Source organism: Candidatus Margulisiibacteriota bacterium (assembly GCA_041650635.1).
GTDB lineage: Bacteria > Margulisbacteria > WOR-1 > JAKLHX01 > JBAZKV01 > JBAZKV01.
On the sequence record JBAZKV010000003.1, the window covers coordinates 62,509 to 79,267 of the forward strand.

Genomic DNA, 16,759 nt, shown 5'->3' on the forward strand with positions numbered 1-16,759 from the left:
AATGAAGATCGAGGAAGTGTTTAACAAAAAGAACAACGGCGTTTATGTCATTTTAGAAATGGCCAACGCCCACGACGGCAGCGCGCAGATAGCCGGACAGATCGTAGATGCCGCGGCCGATGCGGGAGCTGACGCGATAAAATTCCAGCTTTTTACCGCAGATGAGCTGGCGGTCCCGGATTTTTCGTATTATGAGCTTTATAAAAAGCTTCAGATGCCGCTAGAGACGTGGAAAGGGCTTGTCAAACATGCCAAAGATAAAGGGCTTGACGTCCTTTTTGATGTTTTTGGCCTTGAGAGCGCTAATACAGCGTTTGACCTTAACGCTGCCGGGATCAAGGTGCATAACGCGGATATTTCAAATTATGAGCTGCTTAGATCAATAGCAAAAATGAAATTGCCTGTGATCCTGTCGTGCGGAGGATCTTACGTCAGTGAGATACACAAAGCGATGGACATTCTTAAAAAGAACGGCACGGACAAGATAATGCTGATGTTTGGTATCCAGTCATACCCCACGCAGCCGGAGGACAGCTTTTTGGCAAAGATACAATTATTGAATGATGAGTTTTCTGTCCCCGTAGGATTTGCTCCCCATCTTGAAGGCGGCTCTCAAGAAGCTGTCCTGGTGCCGGGGCTTGCGGTTGCGGCCGGCGCAAAGGCTGTGGAAGTGCATTTAACGCTTGACAGGTCAAAAAAATTACCGGATTATTTTTCTTCGCTTGAGCCGGGGGAATTGAAGCAGATGCTCTCTGCCGTGAATATGGCATCCAAATCCAGAGGGGAAAGATCTTTGGAGCTTTCAAAAAAGGAAACCGAATACAGACAAAAGCACAAAAAATTCCTAACGGCTTCCGAAAGCATCAAGGCGGGGGAAAAGATAAGTTACAAGAACGTGGCTCTCAAGCGCATAAATGATTCCGGTGAAGACAATCTTACAGAGATAGACCCATTTATCGGGAAAACCGCTGTTGCCGCAATTGAAAAATATTCGCCCGTAAAAAGAAAGGACCTTAAATAATGAAATCGACCGCTGTTCTGGCTTGCAGACTTGAATCGACCCGCCTGTTCGGAAAGCCGATGCAGCTAATCAACGATATGCCGATAATCCTTCATCTTATAAGCAGGCTAAGGAAAGCAAAAAAGCTTGATGAGATAGTGCTGGCAATAAGCGATGAACCCGGACAGCATGTGTTCATTGACCTGGCAAAAAAGAACGGCTTAAGATATGTGATCGGCGATCAAAAAGATGTCCTTGGCAGGCTGATAAAAGGCGGAGACCTTGCTAAAACCGATATTGTGGTCAGAACCACTACCGAAAACCCGTATGTGTACTGGGAAAACCTTGACGAGCTTATATCCCTGCATATTAAGAATTCGGCGGACATTACCGTTACTGAACATCTGCCTCTGGGTGCTTTTCTTGAAGTGATAAGCCTGTCTGCAATGAAAAGGGCACACAATGACGGGGAGGACAGGCACAGAAGCGAGCTGTGCACCCTTTATATCTCGGAAAACCCGGATAAATTCAAGATACAAAAGATCAAAGCGCCCGAAAAACTCTGTAGAGCGGACATCAGGTTGACCGTGGATACGCCCCAAGACCTTATTCTGGTCCGTACGATCTGGGAAAAACTGCATGCAAAAGATCCTCTGTTCTCTATATCGGACATAATTGAACTGTTTGAAAAAGAACCGGGTCTTAAAGAGATCAATGCGTCAAATAATCAGACCTTGTATCTCTGGAAATAAAAATAGCATGTTTAATTTTGGATTAAAGATATGGTCAAAGAATGAAGATCAGTACAACAGCGCGGCACAGCTCTATAAAGAGGGTGTGTACGGCTATATCGAGCTTTATTCAGTTCCGGGCACTTTTAAGGACCATTCGGATATATGGAAAAAACTTAAAGAAGAACAGGGGGTTCCGTTTGTCATCCACGCGCCCCATTACCTGGGAGGCATGAACCTTGCCAAGAAAGAGATGAGAGAGAATAATAAAATACTGGCGCAAGAGGCTGTCAGTTTTGCAGACAAGCTGGAGGCCGGTATCATAATCTTCCATCCCGGGGTTGACGGTGATGATAATGAATCCGCCGCTCAAATAAAGGCATTGTCAGATAAACGGATAGTAGTTGAAAATAAGCCCCGCCTGGCACTGGACAGCGACCTTATATGTAACGGCAATTCTCCTGAAGCCATAGAACAGATAATGAAAAAAAGCGGAGCCGGATTTTGCTTGGATATTGGGCACGCGATCTGCTCTGCTAATTCCGGAAATATAGATTATAAGATCTATCTAAAACAATTCATTAAACTTAATCCCAGGCTGTATCATTTTAGCGACGGGGACGTTTTTGGGCAAAGGGACCAGCATAAGAATTTTGGGAACGGGAACTATCCTGTTAAAGAGATCCTGGCATTGATCCCGCAGGGATCAATGATCACGGTTGAGACAAAGAAGAACAGCAAAAATGATCTGGACGACTTTATTGCCGATATATCTTTTCTGAAGAGGAAGATGTGAAGTGGGCATCATATTAAGAAAAGCGGAAATTATGGACTGCCGCGATGTTTTTGAATGGAGGAACGATCCTGCAGTAAGAAACATGAGCCTGGATCAAAGACCCATTAAAGATACCGACCACGACAAATGGTTTAATAATTCTCTCAAAAATCCAGACAGGGACCTGATCATTGCCGAATCCGAAGGAAAAAAGATCGGGGTTGTGAGGGTTGACAGGCTTAATGAATATTCCGGAGAGATAAGCATCAATCTGGCCCCTGATTCAAGAGGAAAAGGATTTGGCCCTGAAATCTTGCGGCTTTTTAGCCGGACAGAGTTAACAGCCGGCGGCTACAAAATACTGATAGCCAGGATAAAGAACACCAATCCGAATTCGGTAAAAGCGTTTGAAAAGGCGGGATATAAAAAGCTTTTAGAGTACACTTCAAATTCCGGAGAATTGATAATAATCATGTCAAAGGCGGGCGAACTTTATGATGAATAATCGTCCCTTTATCATCGCAGAAATGTCGGGTAATCATAACCACAGCCTGGAAAGAGCCTTGAAAATCGTTGATGCCGCGGCAGATTGCGGCGTTGACGCGCTAAAGATACAAACATATACGGCTGATACTATGACAATTGATTGCGGCAGGGACGAGTTTATCATCAATGACGATAAAAGCCTTTGGAAAGGCAAGAAGCTGTATGACCTTTATAAAGAGGCATCAACGCCCTGGGAGTGGCACAAGCCGATATTTGAAAGGTGCCGCCAAAAAGGAATAACGGGTTTCAGCACTCCTTTTGACGGGACCGCGGTGGATTTTCTTGAGGCCCTGGGCTGCCCGATGTATAAGATAGCTTCTTTTGAAATAGTTGACCTTCCCCTGATAGAAAAGGCCGCTAAGACAAGGAAACCGATGCTTATCTCTGCAGGGATGGCCGCGGCAGAAGAGATAGAAGAAGCGGTAACTTGTGCCAGATCGAACGGCTGTCCCGAGGTTATGATCTTGAAATGTACAAGCACTTATCCCGCGGAGCCAAAAGATTCAAACCTTTTGACGATCCCCGACATGGCGGCAAAATTTAAATGCAAAGTCGGGCTTTCGGACCACACCGTTGGAATAGGAGCGGCCATAGCATCTATAGCGCTGGGCGCCGTTGCGGTAGAAAAGCATTTTACTTTGTCGCGAAAAGACGGCGGAGTGGACTCCGCGTTTTCAATAGAGGCTGAAGAAATGAGAAATCTTGTTAAAGAAGCCGCAAGAGCCTTTGATTCCTTGGGAAGCGTTAAATACGGTCCCGGCGATAATGAGAAAGCATCTTTAATGTTCAGGCGGTCGGTTTACGCGGTCAAGGATATTAAAAAGGGCGAAAAATTAACAAATACAAATGTCAGGATAATAAGGCCGGGGCATGGATTGTCTCCAAAATACTACGGGGATATATTGGGGAAGACCGCCCGGAAAGATATAGCTTTTGGCGAGCCGATATGTAAAGATTATTTTAAATAGAAAAAAGGAGGACTTTATGGATTTGAGAAGAAAGCTTAAGAGAAATGTGCTGTCGCTGGGCTCATGGATACAGGTTCCAAATACATTTATTGCCGAGACAATGGCAGGTTCAGGTTTTGAATGGCTTGCCATAGATATGGAACACGGCTTGATAGGAATAGAGGACGTTTATAAGCTTATCCAAGTCATCGACCTTTCAAATTGTTCAGCGCTGGTAAGGCTTAATGAAAACGATCCCAGCACTATAAGGCGGGTTATGGACGCGGGTGCCGGCGGAATAATAGTTCCTATGATAAATACAAAGAAAGATGCTGTTAAAGCCGCTGAAGCCCTTAAATACCCTCCCGAGGGAAAAAGGAGCTTTGGTCTGGGCCGAGCGCACGGATACGGCAGGGATTTTAACGGCTATATAAAAAGAAGTAATAAAGACAGTGTTTTAGTTGTACAGATAGAACATATCGATGCGGTAAACAATCTTGATGAAATATTATCTGTTAAAGAGATAGATTCGGTAATAATCGGGCCTTACGATCTAAGCGGTTCAATGGGGATCCCCGGCAAGTTCAACGATAAGAGATTTGAACAAACAGTCCGGACAATAATTAAAAAAGTTAAAGAGAACAAGAAACAGTTGGGCATACATATAGTTAATGCAAATCCGGCAGAGTTAAAGAAAAGGATAAAACAGGGTTTCAGATTTATCGGATACGGAATGGATACGGTGTTTTTGCAAAAAGGCATAGAGGCGTCAAAAGGACCCAAATAAAATGAGGTATATCACGGTTTTGTCCAAGATCCTGAAAAAAGAAATAACTTTGGCGGATATGAACAGTCACGCCTATTTTGAAACGTTCAAGCGGTGGAGCGGGTTTTGGGGCACGGTCAATTTTAGGATAAAAGCCCGGATATTCGGAGTTAAGGCCGGAAAAAAAGTGAAATGTTACGGACCGATAGATATTTTAAGAGCCATGAAAAGCACGATCGAAATAGGCGACAACGTTTCTTTTGTTTCGTCTTCTAAAAGAGGAACGGCCAGCTCGATCTATTCCCCCGTCAGATTGAGGACTTGGAATCCAAATTCCAAAATATTGATCGGAAGTAATTCGGGCCTAAATGGAACTTCCATTACTTCAAGGTCAAAAACGATAAGCATCGGCCAGGGCGTGATGATAGCTCCCAATGTTGTTATAGTTGATTCCGATTTTCACGCTTACTGGCCTCCGGAAAACAGAGCTGTTAATCCGGGGTTTGAATCTGATGCTGACGTGACAATATCCAGGAATGTTTGGGTAGGGATGAACTCTATAATCCTCAAAGGCGCAAATATAGGAGAAAATTCCATAATAGGCGCCGGAAGCGTTGTTACAGGAAGTATTCCTGCCAATGTAGTGGCTGCGGGAGTTCCTGCGAGAGTGATTAAAAATCTATCCGGAGGAAGTAAATGAATATAATAGGAATAATCCCTGCAAGAATGGCATCATCCCGCTATCCCGGAAAACCTCTTGAGAAAATACTGGGAATGCCCATGATAGGCCACGTTTATTTTAGATGTAAGATGAGCAAGTCTATGAATGAAGTTTATATCGCTACCTGCGACAAGGAAGTAATGGATTACGCAGCTTCTATCGGCGCAAAAGCGGTACTGACAAAAGATTCGCATGAGCGGGCCTCCGACAGGGCCGCGGAAGCTATGACCAAGATAGAGAAAGAGACAGGTAAAAAGATCGATATCCTTGTAATGATCCAGGGGGATGAGCCAATGACAACGCCGAAAATGATCGATCTGGCTCTTGAGCCGTTTAAGAATGATCCTTCAACTCTGGTGTCGAACCTGATGTCTCCGCTTCGGACAAGACAGGAGCATGAGGACCCCAACGAAGTCAAAGTGGTAGCGGATATTCACAACAACGCCCTGTATTTTTCTAGAGAGGCCATCCCGTCATGGAAAAAGGGAGCAAAGAGCGTACCGATGATGAAACAGGTGTGCATAATACCCTTTAGAAGGGACTTTCTTATAGAATTTAATTCTCTTGAGCCGACCCCTCTGGAAATAATTGAATCTGTTGACATGCTAAGAGTTCTAGAACACGGCTATAAAGTGAAGATGGTGTTTTGTGAGGACGAAACATACAGTGTTGACACGCCCGAAGACCTAAAAGAAGTTGAAAAAGCCATGAAGGACGATCCTTTATGTAAAAAATATCGTGAGGAGAAATGATTTGAAGGAAGAAGAAATAAGAAAACGGGAAGTATTTAACAAATATCTTGAACTTGTGGAAGAGGATGTGAAAACCTTTTTTGATTTTTCAAGATTTGAAGTAGGCCCTTGTCCCGCATGCGGAGATAAAAGATCTGTTGAGCAGTTCAAAAAGCTGGGATTTAATTACGTTTCCTGCAAAAACTGCAATACTCTTTTTGTTAACCCAAGGCCTCCTTTCTCCGTGCTTGACGAATTCTATTCAAGATCCCCGTCGACAAACTTTTGGGTAAATGAATTCTTTAAACCGGTTGCGCAGATAAGAAGAGAAAAGATCTTTAAGCCCAGAGCGCAGGACGTGGCTCCGATGATACCCGCGACTTCGCATTTGAATGTGGGGGACATTGGCGCGGGGTTTGGGCTGTTCCTGGAAGAGCTTAGAAAATTGAGGCCGGACTCGACATACTACGCGATAGAGCCGTCCGTAGAAATGGCAGGTATATGCCGCAGCCTGGGGTTAGAGGTAAGACAGCAAAGTGTAGAAGATGTAAAAGATCTAGACGGTTCTTTTGACATTTTGACCGCGTTTGAACTGTTTGAACACCTGCATAACCCCTCGCTGTTCTTAAAAAAGATAAACGGCCTTTTAAAGCCGGGAGGCCATCTGGTCCTTACCACTCTTAACGGAGAGGGGTTTGATATTCTGCTTTTATGGGAAAGATCAAAGAGCGTCAGTCCTCCGCATCATCTGAATTTCTTTAACACCGGTTCGATAGCCGGTCTTATGAAAAATAATGGTTTTGAAATAATTTCTGTCACGACTCCCGGAAAGCTTGATTGGGACATTGTGGATGGGATGATAAAAAAAGAGAAAGCGAGCACAGGAAAGTTGTGGGATAAAGTTGCTTTGCTTGACGAAAAAGCAAAATCCGCCCTTCAAAAATGGATATCGGAAAGCAATATGAGCTCTCACATGAGAGTGGTCGCAAGAAAGGTTAAATAATATGACGAAGATCGCCGTTACTACAACATCATTTGGAAAATATGACCCCACCGTTCTTGATCCGGTCAAGAAGCTTGGGATGGAAATAGTTTTTAATGAACTTGGAAGGCAGCTTAAGGAAGAAGAGATCCCCAGAATATGTTCAGATTGCATCGGAATAATTGCCGGGACCGAAAAACTGGACAAAAGATCCCTTGCCGCCTTGAAGAGCCTTAAGGCGGTATCAAGGTGCGGTGCCGGAATGGACAACGTTGATGTTGAGGCGGCAAAAAGTCTGGGTATAAAAGTGGCAAACACTCCCGATGCCCCGACGGACGCGGTAGCCGAGCTAACCCTTGGAGTTATGATAGATGTGATGAGAAAAGTGACAAAGGCGGATAGAGATATCAGAAAAGGAATTTGGAAGAAACCCATGGGGAATCTAATTAAGGGGAAAAAGGCCGGGATAATAGGTTTTGGAAGGATAGGCAGGGCGGTTGCGGCTCTTTTGCTTTCTTTTGGCGCTGAAATATATTATTTTGACCAGGTGAAAAATGATATTGTAAAAAACGCCAAATTCATGCCTTTTGAAGAGTTGCTGTCTTCATGTGAAATATTATCCCTGCATCTTCCTTATGACAAAACAAAAGGAGCTTTGCTGACAAAGGATAACATCTCAACGATCAAGAAAGGCGCGTTTTTATTTAATATTTCAAGGGGCGGACTTGTGAGCGAAGAAGCTCTTTTTGAAGCGCTTAGATCAGGACATCTTGCCGGAGCCGGGATAGACACTTTTGAAACAGAACCGTATAAAGGCAAACTTATAGAGCTTGAAAACGTTGTGCTTACTCCGCATATAGGATCTTATGCAGTTGAGTCAAGAATATTGATGGAGCGCCAATCGGTACGGAATTTATTAAAATTACTGGAGGAGAATGTATGAAAATAATAGTATTCGGAGGTTCCGGGTTTTTGGGCAGCCACGTGGCGGATGCTCTTACCGAAAAGGGGCACCAGGTGACGGTCTTTGACAGGGAGGTGTCAAAGTATCTTAAGGAAGGGCAGAAGTCAATAACCGGGGATATCACTGATGAAAAGGTGGTCCTTAACGCGGTAAAAGGTCATGAGATCGTTTACAATTACGCGGGGATGGCCGATCTGGGAGAAGCTAAAGCAAAACCGCTTGAAACTGTAAAAAGCAATATTTTAGGAAGCACTGTGATACTTGAAGCCTGCAGGGCAAACAAGGTGAAAAGATATGTTATGGCCAGCACTCTTTACGTTTACAGTGATTCCGGATCGTTTTACAGGGCGAGCAAGCAATCATGCGAGCTTCTTTGTGAATGTTATAAAGAAATTTACGGCGTTGATTTTACTGTCCTGCGTTACGGCTCTCTTTACGGACCAAGGTCAAATGATACCAACTGGATACACAGGGCTCTAAAACAGGCACTCATGGAGAACAGGATCGAGCGCCGCGGCGACGGAGAGGAATTGAGGGAATATATTCATGTAAAGGACGCGGCCAAGATGAGCGTTGATGTTTTGAGCGATGAATACAAAGGCCAGTATGTGATCATTTCTGGCCGTAATCAGATCAAGATCAAAGACCTTCTTGTAATGGTCAAAGAAATGCTTAAGAATAAGGTCGAGATCCAGTATAAGCCCGTTGAATCAAACGAGCACTATGAGATAACACCGTTCACGTTCAATCCAAAACTTGCAAAAAAGATCGCGAGTGAGAACTATATAGATCTTGGGCAGGGGATCCTTTATATGCTTAAAGATCTTTATAAGGAATATGCTCCCCACAAAAAGCATTTGGGAGTTTATGTCAAAGATTAAAGCAATAATATTTGATTTTGACGGAGTAATTGTTGAATCCATGGGCATCAAGGCGGACGGCTTTGCCCATATCTTTAGGGATCGTCCCGATAAGGTCGCACAGATAGTGGAATACCATCTGGCGCACGGCGGGATGGGAAGGATGGAAAAATTTGAGAATATTTATAGACTATTCCTGAATAAGAAGATAAACGAGAAAGAAAAATTGTCGCTAAGCAAAGACCTTACCGACTATGTTTACAAAAAGGTCGTCGAGTGCCCGTTTGTTACAGGAGCAAAAGAGTTCCTGCAAAAGCACAAAGATGAATATAAGTTCTTTATTGTTTCCGGAACGCCTGACGGGGAGATCAAGTCTATAGTAAATGACAGAGGTTTGAGCCCGTATTTTATAGAAGTTTTGGGATCTCCCGACAAAAAATCGGTACTTAACAGAAGGATCCTTCAAAACTACAGCCTAAAGCCTGACGAAACCGCATTTGTAGGTGATTCTATAGATGATTATGAAGGGATCAAGGATACGGGCATAATATTTATTGGCAGGATAACCCGGGGAAGTGACCCTTTTAATACTCTGCCGGTAAAACTTAAGATAAATGACCTTGTTGGAATGGAAAGATTGGCAGCCGATGGCAAAATATAGATTTCTATCGCACAACCTTTCAAGAAATACGCCTTCATACGGCAATTCTTCCCGTCTTACGGTCTCTGCCGGTAAAAGCCTGGTGAAGGGGGATTCGTGCAATACGTTTTCCTTTTCTATGGATAATCATTTGGGCACGCACATTGACGGGCCAAGGCATTTTTACGGAAAGGGCGACGATATAAACATGTTTGATGCAGGTTCTTTCGTTTTTGAGCGCCCCTTTGTCCTTAACTGTTTTAAAAAAGCAGGAGGATTTGTCACAAAGAACGATCTTCTTAAAGTCAATAAAGAATGCGACCTCCTTATCTTGAACACGGGATTTTCAAAAAAACGCAAAACAAAGGATTATTCGTATAATAATCCGGGAATTTCGATTGAAGCCGCCGAGTATATTGCAGCAAAGTTTAAACTTTTGAAAGCGGTAGGTATTGATTCAGTGTCTGTATCCTCTTATTCGGACAGGCCTGCCGGAAGAAAAGTCCACAGAATACTTCTTTCTAAGAGAAATAAAAACAGAAAACCATTGATGCTGATCGAGGATATGGACCTTTCAAAAAGCCTTAAAGGTTTAAAAAGAGTGTTCGCATTCCCCCTTATCATAAGCGGGCTCGACAGTCTCCCCTCAACAGTTGTTGGAGAGTTTAAATAATGATCGGCAAAGAGACCATGTTAAATGCGCGCTCAAAATACATCGACTTTATCTACCGCTGGCCAAAAGAATACACTCAAAACGGAAAGGATTTCAGGCAGCTGTTTTTACTCGACGGGGGGCTTTCTCTCTGGTGGGCCAGCGAAATGCACAAAAAAGAGATCGAGGACAACGGCTTGTTCCAAAGATTGTGCGAACTGGAGGCAGGCCAAAAGATCTCGGTTGTTAAGATCTCCGGACTCAATTTGCTCAAGGATTTTATTCCCAGGCTCAAGTTTGTTGTTAAGATGGCAGTTCGGGTAATTCTTATCAGGATATTTGTTGGAGTTAAACGCGAAAAAGCGAAAACTCTTTTTTATACCTTGTTCGGAATAATATCAAACGGGACCCCAAAGGGCCTTTTTGACAGATATCTGTTTGATATCCCCGAAAGGACCGCAAAAGCTTCTGGAGAAAATGCACTTTGTTTTTCTTTCTACTATGGAAGCATAAAAAAAATAATATCGGACAGGGAGATCCTTAAAAAATCGGGTGTTGTGTTCTTGGAAAACTATATCGGAATAAGGGACCTGATAGATTCATTGGGAGCAGGACAATACGTCAGATATTATTTTATGGAGAAAAATGATCTGTTTCAAAAATCCTTTGATTATTACGGCGCTGATCTTTCTTTCTGTTTTAAGCCTCAATTAAGAAAGACGTATGCGGGGGAAGGATTTTCGGAAATGCTTCTTCTGACAAGGTCCTGCGGCAGGATGTTTAAATCAACAGGTGCCAAGGTCCTTGTCTCATCCCATGAGACATATCCGCAGTCCAGAGTGCTCTTTTATGAGGCAAAGAAATTAGGTGTTTATACATATGCGCTTCAGCATGCTTCGATCACACCTATGAAGCTGTGGTACGCTTTTAGCCCCAGCGAGTTGTCGGAAGGGATGCCTGTAAGCGACGCATTCATATTTCAGGGTGAGATGGGCAGGAGAGTATTGATCGAAGGCGGTTATCCGGAAATTAAAAGTTTTGTCTTGGGCTCTCCCAGATCCGACAAATTGTTCTATCTAAAACAAGAGGGCATAGAAACTGAATTGCCAAAGAATAAAAAGATAGTACTGGTCACCACGGTTCTGTCAACAGGCGATACAAAAGCCATAATAGAAGCTGTTGTGCGAGTCGCGGCAAAAAGGAAAGACCTGCACTTTTGCATAAAGCCCCATCCTAACTGTCCGGTGGCCGGTTTACTGGATGAAAAACTATATGAAAATATTTCTGAATCACATGACAATGTCCATCAGCTGATCCTTCGCTCAAATGTCCTTGTTACCACATATTCGATAACAGCCGACGAAGCTATAGCTCTTGGATGTCCCGTTATTTGTCTGCGCACCGATAGTATAATTGACATGAGCAGTTTTTTTGAGGTTCCTGCAGCGCCTTACGCTGCCAGCGTGGATGAGCTGGAGACTTTTATTGACGAAGCTGCCCTTAACACAGGAGATTTTCCTTCTTACAGGAGGAATTGGCCGCAGCTGATAAAGGACACCTTTTTCTTGTTGGATGGAAAAGCAACGCAGCGTATAGTAAATTTGATAGCATTAAATGACGGGTCATTATAAAAGGAGATAAACATGTTGCTAGTTACCGGCGCCAGAGGGATGGTTGGATCATATGTGGAAGAAGTCTTTGACGGTGAAAAGCTGGTCATGACCGACATTCCCGAGATGGATGTGACGGATAAGGATAAAGTGTTCGGCCTGGTATCAAAACATAAGCCGGATTTTGTTCTTCATCTTGCTGCGGAGACAAATGTTGACCTCTGCGAGACCCAGATAGATCATGCCTACAGGGTCAACGCAATGGGTGCCTATTATGTTGCTCTTGCCTGCAAAAAGTACGGGGCAAAAATGATCCACATAAGTACGGGAGGCGTATTTAACGGCAAAGGCAGGTATGTGAACACGGAATTTGACATGCCTGACCCGCAGAACATTTACAGCAAGGCCAAATACGAGGGTGAAAGGCTTATAAAGGATCTTTTGAATGATTTTTACATATTCAGAGCGGGTTGGATGATAGGCGGCGGACCCAAGCTCGATAAAAAATTTGTCGGAAAAATGATAGAACTGTTTGGTGCAAAGGATAACTTAGAGGTTGTAAATGACAAATTCGGGACCCCGACATTTGCAAAAGATCTTTTGGAGGGTATCAAAAAGATAATAAAAACCGGGAATTATGGGTTGTACCATCTGGGAAACAGTGGAGGCTCTTGCACAAGATATGATATCGCGCTTGAAATAGCAAAGATAATCGGTAAAAAAACACAGATCATTCCTGTTTCATCCGACAGGTTCCCTTTGCCCGCCCCCAGAGCCGAATCGGAAGCCATGGCAAATTATAAGCTGGAGCTTATGGGCCAAAATCCCATGCCGGATTGGCGCAAGTCTTTAAAAGCCTATATCTCAGAATGGGGCAAATAGCTTGCCAAAGTTTAGTGTAATAATCCCGCTTTATAACGGGGCTAAATATATCAGAACCGCGCTTGACAGCGTGTCCTCACAGACTTTCAGGGATTTTGAGATCGTAATATGCGATGACGGCTCAACGGATGATTCAGCTGACATTATTAAAAAATATTCACAATCCCATCCTGAACTAAAAATCAAATATGTCTATCAGAAGAACAAGGGACTTGGCGGCGCTAGGAACACGGCTATTCGCAGTGCGGAAGGGGATGTTTTAGCTCTTTTGGACCAGGACGATATCTGGTATCCTGAAAAACTTGCAATGACAGCGAAAGTGTTTGATTCGGACAGCGATTTGATGATTGTTTGTAATGACGAGGATATTATCAAGAATGGCAAAAAATACTCGGTTTCAAAATATGGTCCTTATTCAAAAGACATGTTCAGACAGCTTTTATATAAAGGAAATTGCCTGTCCACTTCTGCAACATCCATAAAAAGAGCAGCCTTTGATTCAATAGGGGGGTTTTCAGAAGATATTAGAAACATACATTTTGTGGAAGATTACGATTATTGGCTGCGTCTTGCGCTCAATTCTTTTAAGTTTTCTTTCTTAAAAAAGCCGCTGGGATGCTATGTTTTGCATGAAGGCAACTATTCTTCGAACAATCTGGGGATGATGTGCGACCATGAAGGCCGCGTTCTTGATATAAATTACTCAAGGCTTAAAAAAAAGGGGCTTGCGGATCTTATCGCTATCAGAAAAAGAATGTTCAGATTGTATCTTTCCAATTCAAAAATGATGTATCCTTCAGATCTGCGCGGATCTTTGCGGTATTTTATTAAAGCGCTGATGTCCGTATTGTTTTAGGAGGCGGCTATGTCTATTTTGTCAAAAAATAATTGCTGCACTGTTCTTATGTATCACAGGATAAGGCCCCGTCTTTCCGGGGGAAAAAGATATCCGAATACCGGTTTAGCTGTTTATTTGGATGAATTTGAAAAACAGATGGCGTTCCTGAAAAAGAATTGTAATGTGTTGTCGAAGAATGAATTCATAGAATGTGTTAAAAACGGCTTTGTTTTTCCAAAACGATCGGTGCTATTAACATTTGACGATGGCTCAACGGATATTTACGAGCACGCATATCCGATATTAAAAAAACACGACATTCCCGCTATTGTTTTTATTCCAACTGATTTTATCGGATCGAACAAGGTTTTCTGGTGGGAAGAATTAGAGTTGTATTTAATGGATTCTCCGGAGGCCTACATAAAAGAAGCTTTGTATATGGTGGAACTAAGTGATGAGGAAAAGGTCAAATACTTAAAAGAAGTTAAAGCCAAGTATAAGGTGAAGGGGCAAAATATCGGCAGGTCTGCCCTGACATGGGAAGAGATCAGAGAAATGATCGGTTCGGGGATATCTTTTCAACCACACACAAAAACACATATCAGGCTTACAAATATTTCAGATAATGAGGCAGAAATTGAAATATTGGGATCCAAAAAAGCGGTTGAGGACAATCTAGGATCCAAAGCGGATGTGTTTTCATACCCGCACGGCGGGATATCGGATTTTACCAATGTTCATGAAGACATCCTAAAACGGAATGGTTTTAAACTGGCTTTTTCCACTTTTGAATGGGAGGTCCGCAAGGGATGCGATATCTATGCTTTGCCAAGATTAGCTGTTACCAGCCTGGATGGTTTTATTATGTATAGAATAAAGATATCGGAAATGCCGGTTCTGTTCAAAAAAATACTAAGGAAGATCCACGACAAATGCGTAAAACCCTGATCACTCCCATATTGGACCTCAAAACATTTGTTGCGGCAAAGAAGGGGTATCCGCAGCCGCTAAATGACGGGGATGTTTTTTTCTTTGGTTATGCAAGAACAGCGCTTATGTGCGGATTAAAGGCGTTGGGCATTCAAAAAGGGGACACTGTGCTGCTTCCTTCATATATTTGCAATGTTATGCTTGCCCCTCTTAACTATTTGGGTATTAATGCGGAGTATTACGGCGTGCGGCGCGATATGTCTCCTGATATGGACGATCTGTCTTCAAAAACCGGAAAAGGTGTTAAGGCGGTTATGGCAGTTAATTATTTTGGTTTTCCGACAAAGCATGATGAAATTAAACAGTTCTGCAGGACAAAAAAAATATTTTACATTGAAGATAACGCTCACGGTTATTTGAGCTGCAGCAAGGACAGGCCTTTAGGCAGTTTTGGGGATATTTCTATCTTTAGCATAAGAAAGACCCTTCCGGTACCAAACGGCGCTGCACTTAAGCTTAACAATCCGTCAATACCGTCTGATATCAGTCCCGTTTTAAACAATGACAGAGGGGAAGTGAAATACTTGTTTGGACAGGTCAGGGCGGCATTTGAGAATCTGTCGGGAATCAGTCCGGTTAAAATTGTAAAAATGATCATTGGAAGGAAAGAATCTTACGAGCCAATGGATGAAGGGATAGAAGAAGAAAAAGATCTGGACAAATACTTGATTAAGCAATCAGCGGTCAGCCAGGCCATAGCAAAAAGAAGCAATTATGACGAGATCAAAAGAAACCGTAGAAAGATGTTCTTAGCTCTCATTAAGGAAATAAAAAGTGCCGAACCGGTATTCAAGGAACTACCGGATGGGGTTGTCCCTTATGCGTTTCCCGTTTATTCAAAGGATGTTAAAGGCTTTATCAAAGAAATGTATGATAAGGGCGCATGCTGCTGCCCCTGGCCGACCCTGCCGTCCAATTTGACCAAGTATCCCGATTTCTACAAGCAGGTGGTTTTGGTCCCCGTCTGGAGAAAATATGGAAATTAAGGTCATTAAAAGCTTTGACGAGTTTGAAGCGTTAAAAGACAAATGGAATCTTGCCCTTAAAAAGAGCTCTTCAAACCTGTTTTTTTTGAGGCATGAATGGCTTTTAAACTGGTGGAAGCATTACGGGCGCGGCCATGACCTGTTTGTCATCCTGGTCATTCATGACGGGGAAATAGCTGCTGCTGCTCCGATGATGATCCTTAACAAAAAGCTGTTTCGCATAATAAAAGTGCGAAAGCTTCAATTTATCGCGCATGATGTTTCGGATTATATGGATTTTATGATAGTAAGTGACCATGCTGCGAATTTTAACAGATTGATGGCGCAAATTAAATCCTCTTCTTCATTATGGGATTGGGCCGAATTTATATATTTAAAGAACGACTCATCTAATTTGAAGTATTGGCGTAATATTGGCGCAGATGTAAATGATATGGTTTTTGACAAAAAGGATGTGTCTGTGATAGTTAATATTGGTGCTCATGACAGCTATGATAAGTATTTAAGAAGTTTGAATAAAAAAGTAAGGCACGATGTTACCCGTCAAATGAACAATATCGAAAAGACCGCGAAGATCAAATTTGATGTTTATAAAAATAGCAATGAAATATTGTCGTTGCTGCCGAATTTCTTTTCTTTGCATAAAAAGAAATGGAAAGACCAGAAAATGGCCAGCCAGTTCTATGACAGGGCCCTTACGGAAAGATACACATCTCTTGCAAAAGATCTGGATGACACCGGCCTGCTTGAGCTGTCTGTCCTGCGGCTCGACAACAATATTGTTGCCATGCATTACGGGTTTACATATGAAGATAGATATTATTGGTATACGCCGACCTATAATCCCGAGTACGCAAAATATTCTCCGGGCAAACTGCTGCTGGCCAAACTGATAGAAAATGCGATCAGCAGAAGGTTTAAGATATTTGATCTATTAAGAGGGAATGAGCAGTACAAGTACTTTTGGACCAAAGATCAGCAGGACCTGTATGGCGTTATTATGCTAAACAGAAATATATCTTCAAGGATCAAGGTCTTTATGTCAAAATCGCTAAAAGAAATGCTGTTAAAAACAATTATCGGTAGAACCTACTCAAGGATCAAGACAACATCAAATCTTATTAAAAAAGAAAGCTAA

General features: G+C 42.7%; 19 protein-coding genes. All 19 read left to right on the top strand.

Annotated elements, in window-relative coordinates; all coding sequences use genetic code 11:
* Nucleotide 1 precedes the first annotated feature (1 nt).
* The 19 genes from WC490_01300 to WC490_01390 are packed head-to-tail and all read left to right on the top strand — an operon-like array spanning nt 2 to nt 16,759.
* Nucleotides 2-1,021 carry an N-acetylneuraminate synthase family protein gene (locus WC490_01300; GenBank protein ID MFA5097246.1) on the top strand — a complete coding sequence of 340 codons (1,020 nt, stop codon included), beginning with the start codon at nt 2-4 and terminating at the stop codon, nt 1,019-1,021.
* On the top strand, nt 1,021-1,752 hold the full coding sequence (locus WC490_01305; protein ID MFA5097247.1) for an acylneuraminate cytidylyltransferase: 732 nt from the start codon (nt 1,021-1,023) through the stop codon (nt 1,750-1,752). Before WC490_01300 ends, WC490_01305 begins: the two co-directional genes overlap by 1 nt.
* Before the next feature lie 7 nt (nt 1,753-1,759).
* Nucleotides 1,760-2,527, top strand: coding sequence for a TIM barrel protein (locus tag WC490_01310; GenBank protein MFA5097248.1), 768 nt, complete (start codon nt 1,760-1,762; stop codon nt 2,525-2,527).
* A 1-nt stretch (nt 2,528) separates the two neighbouring features.
* Nucleotides 2,529-3,011, top strand: a complete 483-nt coding sequence (locus WC490_01315) for a GNAT family N-acetyltransferase (protein ID MFA5097249.1) — start codon at nt 2,529-2,531, stop codon at nt 3,009-3,011.
* Nucleotides 3,001-4,020, top strand: coding sequence for a pseudaminic acid synthase (pseI, locus tag WC490_01320; protein MFA5097250.1), 1,020 nt, complete (start codon nt 3,001-3,003; stop codon nt 4,018-4,020). The genes WC490_01315 and pseI overlap by 11 nt, the downstream gene beginning before the upstream one ends.
* A gap of 16 nt (nt 4,021-4,036) precedes the next feature.
* Nucleotides 4,037-4,786, top strand: a complete 750-nt coding sequence (locus WC490_01325) for an aldolase/citrate lyase family protein (GenBank protein ID MFA5097251.1) — start codon at nt 4,037-4,039, stop codon at nt 4,784-4,786.
* Nucleotide 4,787: 1 nt separating this feature from the next.
* Nucleotides 4,788-5,465 carry an acyltransferase gene (locus tag WC490_01330; GenBank protein ID MFA5097252.1) on the top strand — a complete coding sequence of 226 codons (678 nt, stop codon included), beginning with the start codon at nt 4,788-4,790 and terminating at the stop codon, nt 5,463-5,465.
* Nucleotides 5,462-6,238 (top strand): 3-deoxy-manno-octulosonate cytidylyltransferase, encoded by a 777-nt coding sequence (gene kdsB, locus WC490_01335; protein MFA5097253.1) that lies wholly within the window; start codon nt 5,462-5,464, stop codon nt 6,236-6,238. Before WC490_01330 ends, kdsB begins: the two co-directional genes overlap by 4 nt.
* Nucleotide 6,239: 1 nt before the next feature.
* Entirely contained in the window at nt 6,240-7,220 is a 981-nt protein-coding gene (locus tag WC490_01340; GenBank protein MFA5097254.1) for a class I SAM-dependent methyltransferase, read from the top strand.
* Nucleotide 7,221: 1 nt separating this feature from the next.
* The gene (locus tag WC490_01345; protein ID MFA5097255.1) at nt 7,222-8,142 is read left to right on the top strand and encodes a phosphoglycerate dehydrogenase; all 921 of its coding nucleotides are present in this window, start codon (nt 7,222-7,224) and stop codon (nt 8,140-8,142) included.
* Nucleotides 8,139-9,044, top strand: coding sequence for an NAD(P)-dependent oxidoreductase (locus WC490_01350; protein ID MFA5097256.1), 906 nt, complete (start codon nt 8,139-8,141; stop codon nt 9,042-9,044). The genes WC490_01345 and WC490_01350 overlap by 4 nt, the downstream gene beginning before the upstream one ends.
* Entirely contained in the window at nt 9,031-9,684 is a 654-nt protein-coding gene (locus WC490_01355) for an HAD family hydrolase (protein MFA5097257.1), read from the top strand. The genes WC490_01350 and WC490_01355 overlap by 14 nt, the downstream gene beginning before the upstream one ends.
* A complete protein-coding gene (locus tag WC490_01360; GenBank protein MFA5097258.1) occupies nt 9,671-10,336 on the top strand; it encodes a cyclase family protein in 666 nt (221 codons plus the stop codon). The genes WC490_01355 and WC490_01360 overlap by 14 nt, the downstream gene beginning before the upstream one ends.
* Nucleotides 10,336-11,946, top strand: a complete 1,611-nt coding sequence (locus WC490_01365) for a CDP-glycerol glycerophosphotransferase family protein (GenBank protein MFA5097259.1) — start codon at nt 10,336-10,338, stop codon at nt 11,944-11,946. The genes WC490_01360 and WC490_01365 overlap by 1 nt, the downstream gene beginning before the upstream one ends.
* Before the next feature lie 12 nt (nt 11,947-11,958).
* Complete coding sequence (rfbD, locus tag WC490_01370) at nt 11,959-12,807, top strand: dTDP-4-dehydrorhamnose reductase (protein MFA5097260.1); 849 nt, start codon at nt 11,959-11,961, stop codon at nt 12,805-12,807.
* 1 nt (nt 12,808) lies between these two features.
* Nucleotides 12,809-13,663 (top strand): glycosyltransferase, encoded by an 855-nt coding sequence (locus tag WC490_01375; GenBank protein MFA5097261.1) that lies wholly within the window; start codon nt 12,809-12,811, stop codon nt 13,661-13,663.
* 9 nt (nt 13,664-13,672) lie between these two features.
* Nucleotides 13,673-14,593: a polysaccharide deacetylase family protein gene (locus WC490_01380; GenBank protein ID MFA5097262.1), complete on the top strand. Its 921-nt coding sequence runs from the start codon at nt 13,673-13,675 to the stop codon at nt 14,591-14,593.
* Entirely contained in the window at nt 14,578-15,621 is a 1,044-nt protein-coding gene (locus WC490_01385) for a DegT/DnrJ/EryC1/StrS family aminotransferase (protein ID MFA5097263.1), read from the top strand. Before WC490_01380 ends, WC490_01385 begins: the two co-directional genes overlap by 16 nt.
* On the top strand, nt 15,611-16,759 hold the full coding sequence (locus tag WC490_01390; protein ID MFA5097264.1) for a GNAT family N-acetyltransferase: 1,149 nt from the start codon (nt 15,611-15,613) through the stop codon (nt 16,757-16,759). The genes WC490_01385 and WC490_01390 overlap by 11 nt, the downstream gene beginning before the upstream one ends.

What these genes read in the sequence shown, in the direction of transcription:
- WC490_01300 (MFA5097246.1), top strand. Translation starts at nt 2, where the DNA reads ATGAAGATCGAGGAAGTGTTTAACAAAAAGAACAACGGCGTTTATGTC.
- WC490_01305 (MFA5097247.1), top strand. Translation starts at nt 1,021, where the DNA reads ATGAAATCGACCGCTGTTCTGGCTTGCAGACTTGAATCGACCCGCCTG.
- WC490_01310 (MFA5097248.1), top strand. Translation starts at nt 1,760, where the DNA reads ATGTTTAATTTTGGATTAAAGATATGGTCAAAGAATGAAGATCAGTAC.
- pseI (MFA5097250.1), top strand. Translation starts at nt 3,001, where the DNA reads ATGATGAATAATCGTCCCTTTATCATCGCAGAAATGTCGGGTAATCAT.
- WC490_01325 (MFA5097251.1), top strand. Translation starts at nt 4,037, where the DNA reads ATGGATTTGAGAAGAAAGCTTAAGAGAAATGTGCTGTCGCTGGGCTCA.
- WC490_01330 (MFA5097252.1), top strand. Translation starts at nt 4,788, where the DNA reads ATGAGGTATATCACGGTTTTGTCCAAGATCCTGAAAAAAGAAATAACT.
- kdsB (MFA5097253.1), top strand. Translation starts at nt 5,462, where the DNA reads ATGAATATAATAGGAATAATCCCTGCAAGAATGGCATCATCCCGCTAT.
- WC490_01345 (MFA5097255.1), top strand. Translation starts at nt 7,222, where the DNA reads ATGACGAAGATCGCCGTTACTACAACATCATTTGGAAAATATGACCCC.
- WC490_01350 (MFA5097256.1), top strand. Translation starts at nt 8,139, where the DNA reads ATGAAAATAATAGTATTCGGAGGTTCCGGGTTTTTGGGCAGCCACGTG.
- WC490_01355 (MFA5097257.1), top strand. Translation starts at nt 9,031, where the DNA reads ATGTCAAAGATTAAAGCAATAATATTTGATTTTGACGGAGTAATTGTT.
- WC490_01360 (MFA5097258.1), top strand. Translation starts at nt 9,671, where the DNA reads ATGGCAAAATATAGATTTCTATCGCACAACCTTTCAAGAAATACGCCT.
- WC490_01365 (MFA5097259.1), top strand. Translation starts at nt 10,336, where the DNA reads ATGATCGGCAAAGAGACCATGTTAAATGCGCGCTCAAAATACATCGAC.
- rfbD (MFA5097260.1), top strand. Translation starts at nt 11,959, where the DNA reads ATGTTGCTAGTTACCGGCGCCAGAGGGATGGTTGGATCATATGTGGAA.
- WC490_01380 (MFA5097262.1), top strand. Translation starts at nt 13,673, where the DNA reads ATGTCTATTTTGTCAAAAAATAATTGCTGCACTGTTCTTATGTATCAC.
- WC490_01385 (MFA5097263.1), top strand. Translation starts at nt 14,578, where the DNA reads ATGCGTAAAACCCTGATCACTCCCATATTGGACCTCAAAACATTTGTT.
- WC490_01390 (MFA5097264.1), top strand. Translation starts at nt 15,611, where the DNA reads ATGGAAATTAAGGTCATTAAAAGCTTTGACGAGTTTGAAGCGTTAAAA.